At 46.8% G+C, this 20342-nt stretch carries 16 protein-coding genes; all 16 read left to right on the forward strand.

What is annotated here, in order from left to right; genetic code table 11:
* Positions 1 to 7 precede the first annotated feature (7 nt).
* Positions 8 to 1465, forward strand: coding sequence for a 4Fe-4S dicluster domain-containing protein (locus tag NIA71_RS00675; RefSeq protein ID WP_253019366.1), 1458 nt, complete (start codon positions 8 to 10; stop codon positions 1463 to 1465).
* A 106-nt stretch (positions 1466 to 1571) separates the two neighbouring features.
* Positions 1572 to 2027, forward strand: a complete 456-nt coding sequence (locus tag NIA71_RS00680; RefSeq protein WP_253019367.1) for a MarR family winged helix-turn-helix transcriptional regulator — start codon at positions 1572 to 1574, stop codon at positions 2025 to 2027.
* Positions 2028 to 2042: 15 nt separating this feature from the next.
* A complete protein-coding gene (locus NIA71_RS00685; RefSeq protein WP_227754873.1) occupies positions 2043 to 3470 on the forward strand; it encodes an MDR family MFS transporter in 1428 nt (475 codons plus the stop codon).
* Between the two features lie 21 nt (positions 3471 to 3491).
* A complete protein-coding gene (locus NIA71_RS00690; RefSeq protein WP_148396680.1) occupies positions 3492 to 3974 on the forward strand; it encodes a CBS domain-containing protein in 483 nt (160 codons plus the stop codon).
* 260 nt (positions 3975 to 4234) lie between these two features.
* Positions 4235 to 5158, forward strand: a complete 924-nt coding sequence (gene speB / locus NIA71_RS00695) for an agmatinase (RefSeq protein ID WP_148396679.1) — start codon at positions 4235 to 4237, stop codon at positions 5156 to 5158.
* Positions 5159 to 5341: 183 nt separating this feature from the next.
* Positions 5342 to 6715: a sigma-54 interaction domain-containing protein gene (locus NIA71_RS00700; protein ID WP_227754874.1), complete on the forward strand. Its 1374-nt coding sequence runs from the start codon at positions 5342 to 5344 to the stop codon at positions 6713 to 6715.
* A gap of 257 nt (positions 6716 to 6972) precedes the next feature.
* Positions 6973 to 8493 carry a BCCT family transporter gene (locus NIA71_RS00705; RefSeq protein ID WP_227754875.1) on the forward strand — a complete coding sequence of 507 codons (1521 nt, stop codon included), beginning with the start codon at positions 6973 to 6975 and terminating at the stop codon, positions 8491 to 8493.
* A 29-nt stretch (positions 8494 to 8522) separates the two neighbouring features.
* Positions 8523 to 9443 (forward strand): agmatinase, encoded by a 921-nt coding sequence (gene speB, locus NIA71_RS00710; protein WP_148396676.1) that lies wholly within the window; start codon positions 8523 to 8525, stop codon positions 9441 to 9443.
* Positions 9444 to 9646: 203 nt separating this feature from the next.
* On the forward strand, positions 9647 to 10102 hold the full coding sequence (locus tag NIA71_RS00715; protein ID WP_227754876.1) for a hypothetical protein: 456 nt from the start codon (positions 9647 to 9649) through the stop codon (positions 10100 to 10102).
* Positions 10103 to 10218: 116 nt separating this feature from the next.
* Entirely contained in the window at positions 10219 to 11244 is a 1026-nt protein-coding gene (locus tag NIA71_RS00720; RefSeq protein WP_253019368.1) for a carbon-nitrogen hydrolase family protein, read from the forward strand.
* A 288-nt stretch (positions 11245 to 11532) separates the two neighbouring features.
* On the forward strand, positions 11533 to 12942 hold the full coding sequence (locus NIA71_RS00725; protein WP_148396673.1) for an MFS transporter: 1410 nt from the start codon (positions 11533 to 11535) through the stop codon (positions 12940 to 12942).
* A 42-nt stretch (positions 12943 to 12984) separates the two neighbouring features.
* Positions 12985 to 14604, forward strand: coding sequence for an amidohydrolase (locus NIA71_RS00730; RefSeq protein ID WP_148396672.1), 1620 nt, complete (start codon positions 12985 to 12987; stop codon positions 14602 to 14604).
* A 231-nt stretch (positions 14605 to 14835) separates the two neighbouring features.
* Positions 14836 to 15591: a helix-turn-helix domain-containing protein gene (locus NIA71_RS00735; protein ID WP_148396671.1), complete on the forward strand. Its 756-nt coding sequence runs from the start codon at positions 14836 to 14838 to the stop codon at positions 15589 to 15591.
* A gap of 212 nt (positions 15592 to 15803) precedes the next feature.
* Entirely contained in the window at positions 15804 to 17225 is a 1422-nt protein-coding gene (locus tag NIA71_RS00740) for an MFS transporter (RefSeq protein ID WP_227754878.1), read from the forward strand.
* 42 nt (positions 17226 to 17267) lie between these two features.
* Entirely contained in the window at positions 17268 to 18557 is a 1290-nt protein-coding gene (locus tag NIA71_RS00745) for a M28 family peptidase (protein ID WP_253019369.1), read from the forward strand.
* 175 nt (positions 18558 to 18732) lie between these two features.
* A complete protein-coding gene (locus NIA71_RS00750; RefSeq protein ID WP_148396668.1) occupies positions 18733 to 20304 on the forward strand; it encodes a Na+/H+ antiporter NhaC family protein in 1572 nt (523 codons plus the stop codon).
* Positions 20305 to 20342: the final 38 nt, after the last annotated feature.

Here is a 20342-nt window from a genome sequence, read left to right on the forward strand (position 1 = left end):
AAAAAGCATGAGAATTTTTGACACAAATGTACAGGAACTAAAGTACAAAGTACTGATGGAGGTGGCCTATCAGACTTGGCTTGGCAACGATTCCTTTGCGGTATTTAATGAAATCGCAAACGAAATTGTGAAAAAAGACCAGCCGCCGATGCGATGCTGCATTTATAAGGATCGGGCCGTAGTAGCCGAGCGCATTCGACTGGCGCTGGGAGGCAATAAAAAGGATAAAAATGTGATACAGGTAATCGACATCGCCTGCGATGAATGTCCGGAAGCCGGCCACACAGTAACGGATCTCTGCCGGGGCTGCATTGCCCACAGATGCGCCGATGCCTGCAAATTGGGAGCAATTACCTTTGACGAGGAGCAAATTGCCCATATTGATAAGAGCAAGTGTGTGGAATGCGGCAAATGCGCAAAAGTTTGTCCTTACAGCGCCATTGCCGATTTTAAGAGACCCTGCGAGCGGGCCTGCAAGCTGGATGCGATCAGCATGGCCGAAGGCGGGGAGGCGCAGATTGATGAAGAAAAATGCGTTGCCTGCGGCGCTTGCGTTTATCAGTGTCCCTTCGGTGCCACAGTGGACGTTTCTAGTATCGTAGATGTGATCAATACGATCATCAGAAGCGAGAACAATACCAAATATAAAGTTTATGCCATGGTAGCGCCGGCGATCGCCAGCCAATTTACATATGCCAAACTGGAACAAGTCATTACGGCTATTCAGGAACTGGGATTCTACAGTGTGGAGGAGGCCGCATTAGGTGCGGACATGGTTGCTTATAACGAGGCTCAGGAATTGATGGAACGGGGATTTCTCACTAGCTCCTGCTGCCCGGCCTTTGTAAAATATATAAAGACAAAATTTCCGGAGTTAAAGGAACATATTTCTCATAATTTATCGCCTATGGCCCAGCTGGGCAAATTTATTAAAGAGCATGATGAGAACGCGAAGATCGTTTTTATCGGACCATGCACGGCTAAAAAAGCAGAGATCAAACAGGAACATGTGAGAGACTATATTGACTACGTTATGACCTTTGAGGAACTTCAGGCTGTGATTGACAGCAGAGATATCATCGTAGAGGATTTGCCGGAAACTGCGCTGGATGAAGCCTCCTATTACGGAAGAATATTTGCCAGAACAGGCGGTGTTACCGATGCGGTGGCCGAGGCTGTCAAAGAGCTTGGCAGGGAAGACTTTGCATTTGATCCCATCGTCTGCGAGGGCATCGATAAGTGTAAACCGGCCTTAATGAGAGCAAAAAAAGGCGTGCTGTCAAGCAACTTTATCGAAGGCATGATCTGCAGCGGAGGCTGTATTGGCGGTGCCGGATGTTTGACCCATGGAGAGGCTAATAAAAAAGAAGTGGACGAATACGGCAAGAGCGCTTCCCATGAAGCAATCAAAACCGCAATCGATGATTATAGCAAAGAATTTACAAAGATCAATCAGATGGATTGACAGATTGAGTGAAAGAGCGTAAAATAGTTAGCACACTAGTAATTAGTGCGCTAACTATTTTGTTTGTAGTCCGTACCAAAGGATGTGGAGAAAGGAACCAGGCAAAATGGGAGAATCAAATTTTTATTGCAGCGATTTGTATAAGAGAATTGCCAATCAGCAGAAGGTGCTGCTCAATAAAGAAATGGATAAACATGGCGTGACTTACGTGCAGTCTCTGGTTGTGCTATATGTACTGGAGCAGGAGAAACAATTCGGCCCGGAACATGAGGTGACGCAAAAAGATGTGGAGCACTATCTCAACCTGAGAAGCTCTACAGTAACGCATATTCTTGCCAGAGCAGAGGAAAACGGGCTTATTACCCGGGAAAAAAGCCTGAAAGATAGCCGTGCCAAGCATCTGTCTGTAACTCCCAAAGGCCAAAATCTGATACCAGTATTTTTCAGCGTATTGGACAGCATCGAAAACAAAATGACAGCAGGAATGAACGAGGAAGAACGGCAGCTTTTAAAGAGACTGCTCTCTCAGGTTGCCGACAACCTCACAGACGAAAAAGGCTAAAAAGGAGATGTTATTTTGAAAGACAAAAGTCAATCTATGGCGGGACATTCCGCGGTTACCAGAAGAGACATTCTGGTGATCGGAATTGTTGTAGCAGGCGCTTTTATTGCCATCCTGAACCAAACAGTTCTGTCACCAGCGCTGCCCAAGTTGATGGAAGATTTTCAGATCACTGCGGGTACAGCCCAATGGGTAACAACCATCTATATGCTTGTAAATGGGATTATGGTTCCAGTTACAGGCTTTTTAATTGACCGTTTTTCTACAAGAAAGCTATTTATCGGTTCTATGTGTATTTTTATGGTCGGTACTTTAGTGTGCGCGGCAGCCCCGTCGTTTGCAGTTCTAACGGCGGCGAGAGTTCTGCAGGCCATGGGCGCCGGAATTCAGCTGCCACTGGTGGCTTATGTGCCCATGCTGGTATTTCCAAGAGAAAAAAGAGGTACAGCAATGGGCATGGCAGGAATCGTCATGAGCTGCGCCCCGGCCATCGGGCCTGTAGCTGCCGGCTGGGTCATCGATTCCTTCGGATGGCGGATGATGTTTGCGGCTATTCTGCCGCTTTCCGTTTTGGTTACCATACTGAGTGGGGTTTTTCTGCGCAACGTGGGAGAATTGAAAAAGCCCCATTTGGATTTACTGTCCGTTCTCTTGTCAACGCTGGCTTTCGGCGGCCTTTTATACGGCTTTTCCAACGCCAGTAACCTGGGCTGGGCCAATCTGCTGGTCATTGTTCCTGCGGTGGTAGGCGCATTGGCGCTGATCTGGTTTATCAGACGGCAGTTTTACCTGCATGAACCCCTTCTGCAGCTTGATGTTCTAAAAACTCCGGTTTTTGCATGTTCTGCTTTTATAGTTACCGTAATCAATTCGGCACTTGCAGTAGGCAGTATTATTCTGCCGATCTATCTGCAGAATGTACTGGGCTGCTCGGCGCTGGTTACCGGTATTTTAATGACACCGGGGGCGGTGGTTTCAATTTTTATGAGTCCAATCAGCGGGCTGCTGTTCGACCGGTTCGGACCGCGGACCATTTCCATCATAGGCCTTACGGCCCTAACAGGGGCACTGGCTGCTTTGACTCTGATTGGTCCTGATACCTCCAAGCTATATTTGATCTGTATCTATATGATTCAATCTTTTGGTCTGACCTTGGCCAATATGCCGATTAATACTTGGGGTATCAATTCCCTGCAGAACCAATTCATCGCCCATGGAAATGCCATTAGTAACACGGGCCGTCAGGTTGGAGGCTCGATCAGTACGGCACTGATCGTCACCATCATGACCATGGTAGCCGGTGCCAGCCATTCCGGATCCGCGCTTATGGATACTTCCAACGGGATTCGGGTAGCTTATGGCGTTTGCGCGTGCGTAGCGGCAGTGGCACTGGCCGCGGCAATCTTAAAAGTTAAAAATGCCCCTGTCAAGGCAGAGGCATAAGTTCAAAGAGGAGGCAACAAAATGAATAAACCCATCGGAAGCATTATGAATAAGGATGTGTATACCTGTCATTACAGCCAGACCCTGGAAGATGTAGTAAAAATACTGGTGGATAAAGAAATCGGCGGTCTGACAATCGTTGATGATGATAAACGAGTTGTGGGTTTTATCAGCGACGGGGATATCATGCGAAGTGTGGCAAAGCAAAAGACTCGGTCTATTTTCGGCGGCGCTGATTCAGTTATGGTCCTGTATGATGATGAAAGTTTTGAACAGAAGGTTGCTGAGTTCAAACAACGCAATGTGATGGAGCTGGCAACGAGGAAAGTTTATTGTGTATCTCCGGACAAAAGTATAGAAGAAGTGGCGGAGATCCTCTCTAAAAAGAAATTTAAAAAAATTCCTATTGTGGATAAAGATGGAACCGTTTTGGGTATCGCGCGGCGTTCAACAATCATACGCTATATCTTTAAAATTCTGTTTGAACTCCCATTGCAGGAATAAAATTATTCATAGTCGAATAGACGATTATTTCTGAATACACGCACAATGTACAACTTCCTACATACAATATAAATCCAGCAGGCCGGTTATTTGTAAATGAATAGCCGGCCTGGCTATATTCCTGTAACATGTTGAAAATAGTGGATTTTGAATTGGCATAGGATTTGCATTAAAGTAAAATGAGAATTAACTCTTTCAATGTGAGCAGACATAGAAAGGATCGTAAAGAAGATTTTGAAAAAAAGAGAGGGGATTTCAAGATGAAATACGAAGTGCAAGAACATTTACATTATGCGGGAATTGCAACCTGGAATCATTGCCCGGTAACACAGGAGGTCGATGATGCGGACATCGTTGTTATGGGAGTGCCATTTGACAGCGGCGTAACCTTTCGGCCGGGCGCACGTTTTGCGCCGAGGGCGATCCGGGAGCAGAGCTTGATTGCATGCTGCTTCAAATATCCCTGGGACTACAAGCTGTGCGATGCTGCCAAGGTGGTGGATTACGGCGATGTCGGTTACTGGGTAGGCGCAAAAGCAACAGAATTCATGGTGGAAGATACCTATAAACATGCAAAGAAAATCTTGGAAGCAGGGTGCAGGCTGATGACCATCGGCGGTGACCATACGATTCCATATGGACCGGTTCGTGCTGCCAGTGAAAAATACGGAAAGCTGGCGCTGCTTCATTTTGACTCTCATCAAGACAGCACCAAGAGCGAAACAAAAGGGGACGGCACAAGAAATCTTTCCCATGCTAATTTTGCCTATGACCTGCAGGAAGAAGGCTGCATTGATCCGGCCCATTCGGCTCAGGTTTATATCCGTACGGAAATGACCGAATGCGGATACAATGTGATCCATTCCATGGATGCCCTCGATATGACACCGCAGCAGCTGGCAGCCAGACTGAAAGAGATTGTAGGTGATATGCCGGTTTACCTGACCTTTGATATCGATGCGCTGGATCCAGCTGCGGCACCGGGCACTGGTACGCCGGTAATCGGAGGACCCACATCCGATCAGGTAAGAAAAGTACTGCAGGGTTTGAAAGGTATCAATGTGGTAGCGGCCGACATGGTGGAAGTGCTGCCGGATAAAGATCCGAGCAATATTACGGCTATTGCCGGAGCAGCCATTACGCAGGACATTATGTATCTGATGTATGAAAGTATGAAAAAATAGGAATTTTGCTGCGGCAGGCTGATCGATATATAAATAAGAGCCTTGAGTTTGACGACTCAGGGCTTTTTCTGTGTTTTAGCGGCAATCCTTATTGGGAGTATGAGAGATTTTCTTTCTAAATCGCTTCATACATGGTAGACTATACCTATGAAATCAAGAAACCTGGAATGGAGTTCAACGCTTATGAAAGAAACAAATTTGGCCAATCATTTCAATGAAATTTTGGATGTGATTCACGAAGACTTGATGATTACAGACGGAGAGGGAGTGGTTTTGAAAGTCAGCCCCACCTTCCAAAAGATGTACAAAATTTCGGCGGATTACGCCATCGGAAAGACAGTCTATCAGCTGGAACAAGAAGGCTACTTCAAGCCGTCCATCGTTGCCCAGGTCATTCGGTCAGGGCAGAAAGTAACGATGAAACAGGCAACAAAAACCAAACGGGATCTGGTTGTCACCGCTACGCCGGTCTTTGCTGAGGACGGAAGCATCGAATTCATTGTCAGCTTTTCCAGAGATATTACAGAACTTCTCCAGCTTCAAAAACAATACTCCAAGCTGGAAAACGAAATTGAAAAGTATACCGCAGAAATCAATCACCTGCGAAAGGATGTGGCCGTCGGAGAAGGAGTTGTGGGTCAGTCCCCTCAAATGATCAAGATTTTGGAAACCATCAAACGGGTGGCTGATTTTGACGCCAACATTCTTCTCCTGGGTCCGTCGGGCGTAGGCAAGACGATGCTGGCAAAAATTGTACATAAAAACAGCAATCGCAGGGATGGTCCTTTTATTGAGATTAACTGCGCCGCGATTCCTGAGAATTTATTGGAATCAGAGCTGTTTGGATACGAAAAAGGCTCTTTTACAGGAGCCAGCACCAGCGGCAAGGTTGGTCTGATCGAACTGGCCAATGGAGGAACGCTGCTCCTGGATGAAATTTCCGAAATGCCTCTGAGCCTGCAGGCTAAACTTTTAAAGACCATACAGGATAAGATCATAACGCGGGTAGGCGGAACAAAAGCGGTAAAAGTCGATTTTCGCCTGATTACCGCATCCAACCGCAATTTGGATGAGTTCTCAGATCAGGGACTATTCCGCAAAGATCTCTATTATCGTCTTAATGTAATTAATATTGATATTCCGCCCCTCTGTGAGAGGCGGGAGGATATTATCCCGCTGGCCGAACATTTTCTTGAAAAGAGCAATGCACATTATGGTCTTCAAAAATCCTTCCATCCCCAGGCAATGGAGGCGATGATGAATTACAGCTGGCCCGGCAATGTTCGGGAGCTGGCCAACGTGGTGGAGCGGGTTTCGATGACCAGCGAGAAAGATATCATTGAAAAGAAGGCTCTGCCCGATGAGGTGAGAAAAGAAAAGAAACAGGCGTCCGGCCCGGTCCACGACCTGGACCAGGCAGTCGAAGAATTTGAAGGAACCATTATACGCGAAGCCTACGAAAAATACAGAACAACCGTTGGTGTGGGAAATGCCTTGAATATCAGCCAATCCACAGCCTTTCGGAAGATAGAAAAATATGTGAAAATAAAAAAATAATTATACAAATTTGAATAGGAGTATTCAATTATGAATAAATTATTCAAAACAGAATACAGTGAAAAGACCAATTGCGCTTGAAGGGTTCAAATAGGCCGGATAGGGCCGATTATTCATTTATGAATAATCGGTTTTTTGGTTTTTGCCGGCAAACGTTGAAAAATGGCGGATTTTGTTTGGCACGAGTCTTGCGATTTATATGGACAAATCGCATGCATGCTACATAAGTTACTACTTATTTGTTAGGAGGATGTTTCATGGAAAAGCCAAATAACGCAATTAAACAAAAAGCGATAATCGATAAGCCGATTTCCATTGTCTGCATTATACTGGTTGCTATTTTTGTATGCTTCATGTGCTTGAAACCGGATGCCACGTTAAATGCAGTTAATACAGTATTTAATGCTGTAACTGCTGTCATGGGCGTTCCAATTTTATGGTTTGTTTTTATCGGATTATTTCTTTGTCTGTATCTTGCTTTGAGCAAGCACGGCAATGTGAAGCTGGGTGAAGGAGAGCCGGAGTTCTCCATGTTCAGCTATATTGCTATGATGATGTGCGCAGCCCTGGCTGCTACGGCCGTCTATTATTCCTTTGTTGAATGGTCCTTTTATTATGCGGATCCGGCCTTCGGCATTGAGCCTTACTCTCAGGAAGCCGCTGAAATTTCGCTGCCGTATGCATTTTTCCACTGGGGGTTCAGCGTACAGGTAATCTTTGTACTTACTGCGGTATCTCTGGCGTACGGATACCATGTCAAAAAAGTGCCAGTGCTGAGAATCAGCGCTGTTTGCGAAAGAATGATGGGTAATTTCAAATACAAAAAGCCCCTCGGAAAACTAATCGATGCTCTGACCATTCTCAGTATCGTAGGAGGCATGGGTGTCTCCTTGGGAGTAGGGGTGCCGCTGATCAGTGCGGGAATTGGAAAAATCTTCGGCGTTGAAGTGACCTTTACGACCAATGTCATCGTACTGGTGCTGGTTGCCGTTGTGTTCTCCATTACATCGGTGGTCGGCATCGAAAAAGGAATGAAGAAACTCAGCGACTGGACCATGTATGCTGCGATCTTCTTGATCGCCTTTATCTTCATCACTGGTCCCACCCAGTTCATTTACAAGAACTTTACTTATAGCGTGGGTAAGATGTTCAGCAACTATGTGGATATGAGCCTCTTTACCGACCCAATCCGCAATTCCGGGTTCCCGGAACTCAATACGATTTTCCTGTTCACGCTGGCCCTCAACTATGCGGCGCTGATGGGAATTTTCATCACCAAGATTTCCAAGGGAAGAACCATCCGAGAAATGATTCTCACCTGCCTGGGCGGAATCAGCGTGGGAACCTGGATCATGTTCGGCATCAACGGCAGCTTTGGAATGAACGCAGAGCTGACCGGACAGTTCGCCCTATCCAAGGCAGAGGATGTTCAGGCTGGATTATTCGATCTGCTGGGAACACTGCCGGGAGGCAGCATGATCATCCCCATCATCTTTACCCTGGTTACTTTGGGATTCCTGGCCACTTCTATGGATTCGGCTTCGTTCACTCTGGCCGCTTCCGCTACCAAAAAGCTGGATGCCAAGGGAAATCCCAATTCCAAATTCAGATTGGTATGGTGCGTGGTTCTGGCTCTGGTACCCCTTTCCATCATGTTTGCCGGAGCGCCCTTCACCGCAATCAAGACCGTTTGTATCGTGCTTTCGGTACCGTTCCTGTTCATCATCATCGGCATGCTCATAGGGCTGTTCAGATGGTTTAAAGAAGATAATAATTAAGTTTTATAAAAAAGAGAGGAGATTTTAACATGAAATACGAAGTACAAGAACATTTACATTATGCAGGGATTCCCAGCTGGAACCATGCTCCGGTTTCACAGGACGTTGAAAATGCGGATATTGTTGTTATGGGGGTACCCTTTGACAGCGGCGTGACTTTCAGACCGGGAGCACGTTTCGCGCCGAGAGCGGTAAGAGAACAGAGTCTGATCGCTTGCTGTTTCAAATATCCGTGGGATTACAAGCTCTCTGATGTGGCAAGGGTAATCGATTACGGCGACGTGGGCTATTGGGTAGGCGCAAAGGCGACAGAATTTATGGTTGCGGATTCCTATAAGCACGCGAAGAAAATTTTGGACGCCGGATGCAGATTGATGACTATCGGCGGCGACCATACGATTCCGTACGGACCGGTACGCGCCGCAAGCGAAAAGTACGGCAAGCTGGCTCTGATCCACTTTGACTCCCATCAGGACAGCACCAGAAGTGAAGAAAATGAAAACGGTACCAGAAATCTTTCCCATGCCAACTTTGCTTATGACCTGCAGGAAGAAGGATGCATCGATCCGGCTCACTCCGCGCAAGTGTATATCCGTACGGAAATGACTGAATGCGGATACAATGTATTCCACGCCATGGATGCCATCGACATGGGACCGGAAGCGCTGGCTAAGAAGATCAAAGAGATCGTAGGCGATATGCCAGTATATCTGACCTTTGACATCGACGCCCTGGATCCAGCCGCGGCTCCGGGAACAGGCACACCGGTTATCGGAGGTCCTACATCGGATCAGGTGAGAAAAGTGCTGCAGGGACTGAAAGGAATCAACGTAGTAGCGGCCGACATGGTAGAAGTGCTGCCGGACAAGGATCCAAGCAACATTACTGCCATCGCAGGAGCAGCCATCACACAGGATATCATGTACCTGATGTATGAAAGCATGAAATAAATTCTGCAATTGAGAAAAAAGCCTTGGAGACGGATTCTGAGGCTTTTTCCCGTTTTGTGTGATATAATATTTTTACCATCTGTACGGCGTTGCCGCAGGGTAAAAAATACTGAAACTTGCTCGACACGGCTCGCAAGCTATACTATTCCAACCATTGGCAGCCAGTGACTGCCGGAGCTGAATGATTTATAGGAGGTCGTAAAATGAAAAAACTTGCCCTTATTTCCCACTGCGTGCTCAACAGTTTCTGTGAACTTCCGGAAGCTTCGGACACATTTCGCAAAGATGTTGTCAATCTCTTGACCGATAAAAAGATCAGCATGATGCAGCTGCCATGCCCGGAGCTCTGTTATCAAGCTTTAGAGCGGGAATCCATTACTCCGGAAGATCCCAAGGCCGGGGAGTACGAACAATATTGCGGGGAGCTTCTTGCTCCTGTTATTAGCAATCTGAAGGAGTATCACAGCCATGGCATAGAAGTGGCGGGGATCATCGGTATCGATACCAGCCCTTCCTGCAGCGTGGCTGACAGCGTCGCCATCATGAGCAAAGTCCTGCTGGAGCGGATGAAGGAAGCCGGTATCCCATGGGGCCAGCTGATCGATATGCCCATCGAAGGAGACGGAAAGACATTTTTCGACCAGCTGAAAGAGTGGTAGAAAGATAACCCTGATCCTTCTTTCTGATCTTATTGGCATATAATTTGCATTAAAATATATGTACCAACAAGAAATAGATCTGGATGAGATCTTAATGACAGAAAGAGGAGGAGAACATGAGCGGAAAGATTTTTAACGGCAGGCAATGTGTAAAAGCTGCCATTGCGCAGATCGCGCCTGTTTTTATGGACAAAGACAAGACCATTGAAAAGGCCATCGACTACATTGGTATGGCAGGGGAACAGAAGGTGGATATCGTGGTATTTCCGGAGTCCTTTATACCAGCGTTCCCATATTGGCAGGAGGGACCCAACGATGCGATGGAGGATTTCGCCAAGGTCAATTTGGATTTTCAGAATAATGCGGTGCTGGTAGGATCAGAGGATACGGACCGGCTGGCACAAGCGGCCTTGAAAGCCAATGTCAATATTGTCATGGGCTGTACGGAGCTGGATGATCGAATCGGCTCGAGAACCCTGTATAATTCCATGCTTTATTTCAGCAGAACCGGTGAATTGGCTGGAAGACATAGAAAAGTAGTGCCGACCAATACAGAAAGGTGCTTCCACGGCATGGGCCAGGGCGGTGAAAATTTAAAGATCAAGAACTTGGACATCGGCAGAGTGGGAGGCCTGGTCTGCTGGGAAAACCATATGATTATGATGCGGGCGCTCCTGGCGTGCCAGGGAGAAGAAATTCATGTGGCCTGCTGGCCGGGAACGTTTTCCGGCATGCCGAACGATTCGATGACAGTGGTTGATTCCGAGCGGAAGAACCCGCAGAATTACAATACCAGCGATATCGAACCGGCGATCCGCTGCCATGCTTTCGAGAGCCAGGGGTTCGTTCTCAGCGCGTGCGCCTATATGCCGGAAGAGGAGGTGCCCGGAGACTTTCCCTACAAAGACCGAACCAATTGGGATTGGGCTTATGGGGGCAGTTCCATCGTGGATCCGTTCGGCTGCTATCTGGTAGAGCCGGTCTATGACCGGGAAGAGTTGATTGTGGCAGAGTTGGATTCCGATCTGATCCGGCTGGCCAAACATTCCTTCGATGTGCTGGGACATTATTCCCGCCCGGATTTGGTAAAACTTGTGTATAAGGATACGGAAGAGGACTATTTGGTGAAAATGAGCGATTAAAGAATCATCCTTATTTCAGTATATTTAGAAATTTTTGCCGATAATATTCGTTTGCAAATACGGTATTTGTGTAAGAATATTTTGAAAATACGCGCAAAACGTTCAAATAAAACGGTGTCAAGAAAATCATGCGCCGAGGCTATTCATAGAGGAATAGCCTCGGCGTTTTATAATTCCAAAAACATTGAAAAATAGCCATTTTTGATTGGTATAATCCTTGCATGTTTATTAATTAATTCTTAGAACTTATGTTTATATTTTTTCGTTTGCGGAAAGGAGGATGAAACCGTGAACAACAAGCTATCATTAGGAGCTAAGACTGGATATGGAATGGGTATGATCGGCGAATGTCTTGCCATGAATACGTTTTATATCTATTTTCTTTTCTTCCTGACAAACGCAGTAGGGATCAACGCCGGCGTCGCCGGGACCGTGGCTATGATTGCAACCTTTTGGGGGGCTTTCACAGATTTAATCGCAGGTACCAGAACGGATAACAGCACCAATCCAAAGGGAAGAAGGAGACCCTTTATCTTTAAGGCTGCCATTCCGTTGGGTATTGTAACTTTTCTGATGTACACGGACTGGTCCATCGTTCCTGATGGGGCAAAACCGGTCTATTTTACCATAGCGGCTATGATTTTCTGGCTGGCATTATCCTTTACGGATATTCCTTATGTATCGTTCGGATCGGAAATCACCGATGATTACGATGAGAGAACATCCATCAGAGGTATTTCTAACATTATCAACTATGCGGGAATGATTCTGGCAAGTTCAGGAACACTGACGGTTGTAGCTATGCTTTCGAAAGACGGAGGTGTGGGAGATACCGCAGCCTGGTCAAAATTAGGCCTGATCTTTGGTATTCTTACGCTTGCTGCTTACTGGATTGTTGTAGGAACTTCCAAGGGCAGAGAAAAACCGTATGTACGTCCGGCCGAAGATGCGAATGTGAAGCAGCCGGGCTATTTCAAAACCTGCCTGGAAGTGATTAAGATCAAGCCTTATAGACATATCCTGATCTATACCATTTGCGCCTATGGCGGAGTGCTGCTCTTTACCAGTATGTACATCTATTACTTATCGTACAATGTAGGCATGACTGAAGGTCAGTCGGCGACGGTTATGCTCGTTTATTGCTTCATGGTTATGGGCGTGTCAGCCATATACGGCAAAATCCGCATAGAGAAGAAAAATATTGTAATCGGAGCGACCATGATTTGCGGCATCGCCTTATGCGCAGGCAAATTCCTGCCTGTGGGCACAGTAGGCGTGTATGTGCTGTTCTTCTTGTTTGCTCTTGCAATTTCGGCATATTTTGTACAGATTTATTCCATGGTATACGATGTATGCGACATCGATGAATTTAAATCTGGCGGAGGAAGAGACGGCGTAATTGTTTCTCTGTTCTACTTTATCGGCAAGTTTATCGGCGGTATCGCCATGGCAGCGGTAGGCTGGATTCTCGAGTTCAGCAAATATGACGCCGCAAGTCTGGAACAGACGCCGCAAACACTGTCGGGCATCGCCTCCGGAGCATTGCTGCTGCCGGGAATTCTGATGATTATCGGCGCTTTGGTCATGGTGAAATACCCTGTCAACTCCAAGAACTTCAATGCGCTCAGAGGTGCCATCGATGCCAGACATGAAGGAAAAGAATATTCAACGGAGGACTTCGAAGAGCTGCTGAAATAATGCAGGAGAAGGATTTCTGCTGGAGGGAAAAGGAGGTACTATATGAGCTATCCCTCAATGATCATCAAGGGCAATGCCATCTTTGACGGCACAGGCCGGGAGCCTTTTTCAGGCGCAGTCATCATCGAAGATCATAAAATAAAAGCGGTGATGGAAGGCGGTGACATTGGTTCTTATGCAGGCCCTGATACAAAAATTTTAGAATACAACGACAAATTGATCATGCCCGGCTTTAATGATTGTCATACTCATATGTCGTCAGGTGCTTTTTTAGAAGATGAGGACTTTTGCTTCAATGTTCTTTCTGCCAAAAGCAAAGAAGAGGCATTGCAGATGACAAAAACTTTTGCCGACGCCCATCCTGAAAATGAGTGGATCGTGGGCTATATGATGAACAATCTGGCTTGGGAAGATCAAACATTACCCACCCGCTATGATCTGGATCAGGTGATTTCCGACCGACCGGTAGCGCTGCAGCTTGCCGATATGCATACGATTATCGCCAATACCTGTGCCATTAAGAAAGTTGGTTATACCAATGATACACCGGATCCCGATGACGGGGTTTTGGAAAAGGATGAAAAGGGCGTTTTGAACGGCCGGTTTTTCGACGGCGCAGGCTTTGCCTTTACAGAAGCATTCTATAATGCGGATGATGAGGTTTACATGAACGCCTATCGGAAATTCTTTCAGAAATTAAGCAAGCTGGGAATTACGGCGACAAGCCTGTTGTCGCCTTTCGGGGTGCCCAGGGATCCGGTACAGTTTTATGAAAAGCTGGAAGAAGAAGGATCGCTGACAGCCCGTGTATGTTTATATCCCAACCTGGCGGAATATGACAAAGAGCGTTATGATGCCTTATATGCCAAACACCATGACGGTAAGATCAGGCTCAGAGGCTTAAAACAGCTCATTGACGGCGTTACTTCCGTATACACCGCCTACTTGCTGGAACCGTACACCAATAACCCTGAAACCTGCGGCACCACGTCCATCGAGCTGGATGTTTTCCATGAGCAGATGATGAAAGCCATCGCAGACGGAAGAGCGGTTCGTATCCATACCATCGGTGATAAAGCAATCCGGGTTGTTTTGGATTACTTTGAAGAGGCGAAAGAAAAATATGGCGACCAGGGACTGCGCCACGTGCAGGAACATATTGAAAATGTTCATCCCGATGATCTGAGTCGTTTTGCAGAGCTGGGCATTGCCTGCGGCATGCAGCCGCTGCACATGCTGTTTGATCTGGAAGGAGACGATAAGGAGAAAGCTATTGGACATGAACGGTGTAAACATGCCTGGCCAATGCGTGAACTGCTGGATGCCGGTACAGTGATCGGGCTGAGTTCCGACTTCCCAGTGGTGGAAATCGAGCCGATGCATGAGGTTTACGGAGCTGTGACCCGTCAGACCTTTTCCGGAAAACCGGAAGGCGGATGGTTCCCTGAGCAGAGAATTACCATGGCTGAGGCCCTGAAGGCCTATACCTGGGGTTCTGCGTATGTAGAAGGCTGTGAGGACGACTACGGAACCCTGGCGGAAGGGAAGCTGGCAGATTTAATTGTACTGGATCGGAATTTGTTTACTGCTGACCCGTCTGAGATCATTGACTCTGAGGTGGAGCTTACAGTATTTGACGGTCAGGTTGTTTACCAGAAATAAGAATAATAGTTAGCGCCCCCTTTCTTTAGAGATGTGCTTTTGGCAACGACCATTCCTTTTTTCACATTGCGGGGGCAAAGCGTTTTCGGAAAGGCCGGCACGCGGTTTTGATTGTGGCCGCTGTGCAAAAGGCCTTTCGCCCGGAAAACGAATCGTGAAGGAGCGGCGGGCTTGGCCCGCCGTTTTGCTGCATAAGACGCGTTAAGGAAAATATTACTAAGGGGGAATGTTATGTCCACATTAAAAGATAACGAACTTCAGATTATCAGCGATATTTTGCTGAAACTGTATTATATGGAAGATATTAAAGAGCTGGAGCGAACCTTTCTGACTCTGATTCGGACGCTGATTCCATATAATCAGAGCAACTTTCGTGTGATCGATCCTAAGACCAGAGAAATTCTTCGTAAGGAAGCGATTTTCATCGATACCGATGAAACTATGATTCCGGTTTTTTTCGCCAATATTGAACCGGAAAAGAATTATTTGAAAAACTTATTCAATTACACCCAATCGGTGGTATATGTGGATTCGGATATTCTCGGCGATGATGTTCGTAAAAAGACGGAGTTCTACCGGGATTTTCTCGAACCTCAGGGGATTCCCTATGGGTGCGGTATTATTCTCATCAAGGACGGCGATCTGATCGGCGTCATCAGCCTCTTCCGCAGCGAAGAATGGGGCGATTTTACCAGCAAAGAAGTGTTTGTCCTCGATTTGTTCAAGGCGCATATCACCAAGATCGTCGATCAATGTCTCTCGGCCAACCGAAATCACCGCATTTCTTACCAGGGGCTTGAGGAAGAATCGCTGACTCAGCGGGAGAGGGAAATCGCCGCGCTCATCATCGAAGGGTATTCCAACGAGGAAATTGCGGACAAGCTCTGTATTACCGTTTCCACGACTAAAAAGCATGTTTACAATATATTCAGCAAATACGGAGTCAAGAACCGTATGGGCCTGATCAAACTGTTTCATTCCCGATAGAACTGGAGTGGTAGGTATACACAACTAGTTCTAATTTTCAGATTCTTTTTCGAACCTGAGGACAATAGGAAAGACGGGCGAAAAAAGATATACTTTATATCGATAAGAGGTATATCTTTTTTTTATGTACAAAGGCCTTTCTTTTTTAAGGGATGGAGCGTGCCGTTTCGAAACTGGACATCCCCGTGAACCCACAGCGCAAGGAGGAAATTATGGAACAAAAGTTAGTTTTACAAAGGCAGCAGAATAGCAAATTGCCATTGAAAGTGAAACTGGCATATGGATTATCGGGTTATTCAAGCTTTATCACCTGGACCATATTCAGCTTATACGGCTTATATTTTTTTACCGATGTGGTCGGCATGTCAGCGGCTTTTGCCGGTGCGATCATATCTCTGGGCACAATTTGGGATGCGATTACCGATCCTATTATCGGAAGTGTTTCCGATAACTTGAAGTGCAAGAAAGGAAGGAGAAGACCGCTGATTATCGGAGTGGCGGTACCCTTTGTATTGATCAGCATACTGCTATTCACCAATTTCGGCTTCAGCGAAACAATATCCAAGCTCTATTTTGTCATTGTAATTCTCTTATACTATACGGCGCAGACGGTTTTGGACATCGCAAGCTCGGCCCTGGGCTCGGAAATGACGCTGGATTATGATGAACGTTCCAGCCTGGCCACATATAAGAATTTTTTCTGCATGGTGGTTGTGATTATCGTCAGCCCTACGCTGATGCTCGCTACATACTTCGGCAAGTTCTTTGAAAACTCCAGTTTTGGGTGGAGCTGCACGCTGGCCGTCTATATGGTCATCGCTCTGGCCTGTATCCTGATTCTCTGGAAAGCAACCAAAGGCTATGAACGATACAGCGAGGACAGTAACAATAAGATCGGATTTAAGGATATTAAGGAATTGTTAAAAAACAAGTCAGTGAGAATCGTCATGGCTATATTTGCCCTTGCGGTATTTGGAAATACGATCAACCTTTCGCTGCAAGTTTATTACTACAGCTATTATGTACAAATGACGGAAGCGCAAATTGCCAGTGTAACCATGGTAGTGGGAATCATTTCCTGCATAGCGGCCTTTGGCGTCGACTTTTTATGCAAGAAATTTTCCAAAAAAGCGGCCTGGATTATCGCTGTCGGCGTAGAAGCACTCTCTATGATTGTGTTTATCGGGCTGATCATTCATCCGGGACAAGTGGGACTCATCTATGTATTGGTAATTTTAATGGCGCTGGGATTGGCCTCAGTTTATCAGGTCCCTTGGAGCATGATTCCCGACTGTGTGGATGTTCACCAGTTGGTAACCCAGAAGAGAACCGACGGCATCATATTCGGGTTTATCGCCTTTCTCCAGAAGGTAGCCGGTGCCGTTGCCATTGCCGCCGTTGGATCGACCCTTACAGCCATCGGGTATGTAGCGGCCGCTGAACAGACGGCGGAGACGCTCCAGTCGATGAAATATGTATACGGCTTTGGATGCGGAGGGATTTTCCTGATTACCGTATTGATCATACTCTTATACCCGCTCTCAAAGAAACGCCATGACGATGTTCTGGAGGCTATTGACGCCAGAGAGCAGGGAGAAGCAGTCGATATGAGCCAGTTTAAAGATTTATTTTAGAAAAGCCCTGTAGAGCTTTGCAGGCATAACAAACAGGAGGATATGATGTATAAAGAAGCATACGAACATACGAGATTTTTTGCGGAAGAATGCGGTAAGCGAATTGCGGGAACCGATGCGCTGATGAAGGCCAGCGATTATATTGTTGATTTCTACAAGCAGAAGGGGATCGAGGTTGAAACGCACGATTTTGAGGTTCCCGTCTGCAGTATTAAACATTCCAGCTTAAAGGCTAATTTCGGCGGTACCTGGAAAGAACTGAACCATACTGCTGCTCTATTTTCAAAGGAAACGCCTGCCGGCGGCCTGACCCTTCCCTTGGTTTATGCGGAGAACGGAAGTATCGCCAATTTGAAAGAAAAGGATGTAAAAGGAAAGGCAGTACTTATCTGCCGGGATGTCTACATGGTCTACCCGGATATCTGGATGTATAAAAGGCTGGCCCAGTTCGGTGCTGCGGCGGTCATCTATACCACCGGGGACGGACATAAAGATGTCCCCTATGTATACGCCAATTACGAAACGATGGAAGAAGACTTCACTATTCCTACTGCCGTCGTGCATTACGATACGGCTCTGGAGCTGGTGAATAGCGGCGCGGAGGAAATTTTTTATGAGGCCCAGTTTGAAGTGACCATGGGCAAAACCAGGAATACGGCAGGCGTGATACCTGGATGCGGCAAAGAGGACGAAACGATCTTTGTCTGCGCCCACCTGGATTCGGCCATGGGCAGCGTGGGGGCTACCGATGATGTGGCTGGCGTGGGAATGATCATGGAGCTGGCGGCCTACTATCATCATCAGGCTTTAAAAGGAAAGAAGCCGGAGCGGACGATTCGCTTTATGGCATGGTCCGGCCATGAGTGCGGGTTGCACGGAAGCAAATACTATCTGCTCAATCACAAAGAGGTCTTTGAAAAAACCAGGTTTGTCCTCAACTACGATGTTGTGGGGAATGCCCTCAGCAACTATAGCATGTGGACCGGCGGCAGCGATGAAATTGAGAAGCAGCTCAATGACATAACCGCTTCCCTGGAGCTGGATTGGCCGGTGAATATGGGGCCTATGGTGGTGGACACCCTGAGCTTTGCAGCAAAGCAGATTCCTCATTTAACGTTGACGGCCGGTGCCTATGGCGGCAACCATACGGTTTACGATAATATGGATTTGATTTCGGAAGAAGGGTTCATAATGCCGATCCGTTTTTCCAAAGCAGTGATCGATTGGGCGGCCTGGACGAAAACTATCAGCCAGGGTTATCCTGCGCAGATGGATGAAGCGATGCGCGCCACAGCCGATATGTACGGGTGGGGACTTTTTGACAAATGCTAAAAAGATAGCTCTTGGGGCGGCGTGATCAAGCCTGCGAGACAAAAAAATAGAATAAAATATAAAAAACGACAGAAATCCCGCATATGATGGAAGAAACTTCTTTACAACTCCATATGTATATTGATACAATAATAAATACGTATGAATTAATTTATTTTAGAGGAGGTTTTACATTATGGAATGGGAAGCAGTAAGTGTAGGAATTCTTTCTATACTGCCCCCGGTAGTGGCAATCGCACTTGCCCTGATCACAAAGGAAGTTGTATTCTCTCTGGTATTGGGAATCCTTTCTGGGACTGTGATTTATTCGTTTGCCCATGGAGATGGGGTTGTAGGCATCTTTGATACCACATCCACTCTGATGGCGGACAAGCTGGCCGGAAATACGAGCATGATTTTATTCTTATGTTTTTTAGGAATTCTAGTTGCGCTCATCAATAAAGCAGGAGGTTCGAAAGCTTACGGCGACTGGGCCGTAGAAAGACTGAAAAGCAGGCGCAGTGCCTCGGTGGCAACAAGCGGTCTGGGTATTCTGATCTTTATTGACGACTATTTTAACTGCCTTACGGTTGGTACGGTTATGCGGCCGGTTACAGATCGATTCAATATTTCCAGAGAAAAGCTGGCATATTTGATCGATGCTACGGCAGCGCCGATTTGTATCATTGCGCCGATTTCGTCATGGGCGGCATCGGTAATGTCCTATTATCCCGAATCAGCGGACATGAGCGGTATGACTGCTTTTCTCCGTTCGATTCCCATGAACCTGTACGCGATCCTGACGATTGTGATGGTGTTCTACATAGCCATTAAAAAGAACGCGGATTACGGCCCTATGCTAAAAGCAGAACTGCTGGCAGAAAAGGGCATTCAGGAAGGAAAAGAAGAAATTGAAGATATGGAAGAGGAGTTCCTGAGACAGAAGACCAATAATAAAGGAAGAATCTACGATCTGGTAGTTCCCATTTTGGTTTTGATCGTTCTCTGCATCTTGTCCATGCTCTATGTGGGCGGATACTGGTCTGAGGAGGGCTCAACGCTGTTCGACGCCTTCGGAAATACCGACGCGGGTCCGGCGCTGTCACTGGGAGCCTTCGGCGCTCTGCTCTTCAGCTTTATCTACTTCATGTGCAGAAAAGTGCTTTCTTTCAGAGATTTCTTCGATTGTATCGGACCTGGAGTAAAATCCATGGTACCGGCTTGCATCATTTTGACTTTGGCCTGGGCGATCAGCGGCGTGTGCCGTGATCTTCTGGGAACAGGACCGTACGTGGCCCATTTGGTAGAAGTTTCGGGAGTACCGGTTCAGATTCTGCCGGCCCTGATCTTTGTAGTAGCCTGCCTGCTGGCGTTCTCGACGGGAACCGCTTGGGGAACCTTCGGTATTTTGATCCCGATTATTATCGCCATCTGCGAAGCGGCTGCTCCGGAGCTGTTGATTACAACTTTGTCAGCCACACTGGCTGGTTCCGTATTCGGAGATCATACTTCACCGATTTCCGATACCACGATTTTGGCGTCCACAGGAGCTCAGTGCAACCACTTGAAGCATGTGGGCACGCAGGTGCCATATGCGGTGACGGTAGCAGGATGCTGCTTTATCGGGTACATTGTGGCAGGAATTACCGGAAAGCTTGGTTTCGGATTGAGCACGATCATTACTCTGGGCGTATCCCTTGTACTGCTGTTCATAGTTCTTAATATTCTGCCGAAAATCTTTGGTAAGAAACGGTATCAGATTGACTAATTTCATATAGACGATAAAAAACGCCTTTTCCTTTGCTA

It is taken from the genome of Ihubacter massiliensis (assembly GCF_024125305.1).
In the GTDB taxonomy this organism is placed as follows: domain Bacteria; phylum Bacillota; class Clostridia; order Peptostreptococcales; family Anaerovoracaceae; genus Hominibacterium; species Hominibacterium faecale.

Coding starts and splice junctions, on each gene's coding strand:
- NIA71_RS00675 (WP_253019366.1), top strand. CDS start 8: ATGAGAATTTTTGACACAAATGTACAGGAACTAAAGTACAAAGTACTG.
- NIA71_RS00680 (WP_253019367.1), top strand. CDS start 1,572: ATGGGAGAATCAAATTTTTATTGCAGCGATTTGTATAAGAGAATTGCC.
- NIA71_RS00690 (WP_148396680.1), top strand. CDS start 3,492: ATGAATAAACCCATCGGAAGCATTATGAATAAGGATGTGTATACCTGT.
- speB (WP_148396679.1), top strand. CDS start 4,235: ATGAAATACGAAGTGCAAGAACATTTACATTATGCGGGAATTGCAACC.
- NIA71_RS00700 (WP_227754874.1), top strand. CDS start 5,342: ATGAAAGAAACAAATTTGGCCAATCATTTCAATGAAATTTTGGATGTG.
- NIA71_RS00705 (WP_227754875.1), top strand. CDS start 6,973: ATGGAAAAGCCAAATAACGCAATTAAACAAAAAGCGATAATCGATAAG.
- speB (WP_148396676.1), top strand. CDS start 8,523: ATGAAATACGAAGTACAAGAACATTTACATTATGCAGGGATTCCCAGC.
- NIA71_RS00715 (WP_227754876.1), top strand. CDS start 9,647: ATGAAAAAACTTGCCCTTATTTCCCACTGCGTGCTCAACAGTTTCTGT.
- NIA71_RS00720 (WP_253019368.1), top strand. CDS start 10,219: ATGAGCGGAAAGATTTTTAACGGCAGGCAATGTGTAAAAGCTGCCATT.
- NIA71_RS00730 (WP_148396672.1), top strand. CDS start 12,985: ATGAGCTATCCCTCAATGATCATCAAGGGCAATGCCATCTTTGACGGC.
- NIA71_RS00735 (WP_148396671.1), top strand. CDS start 14,836: ATGTCCACATTAAAAGATAACGAACTTCAGATTATCAGCGATATTTTG.
- NIA71_RS00740 (WP_227754878.1), top strand. CDS start 15,804: ATGGAACAAAAGTTAGTTTTACAAAGGCAGCAGAATAGCAAATTGCCA.
- NIA71_RS00745 (WP_253019369.1), top strand. CDS start 17,268: ATGATGTATAAAGAAGCATACGAACATACGAGATTTTTTGCGGAAGAA.
- NIA71_RS00750 (WP_148396668.1), top strand. CDS start 18,733: ATGGAATGGGAAGCAGTAAGTGTAGGAATTCTTTCTATACTGCCCCCG.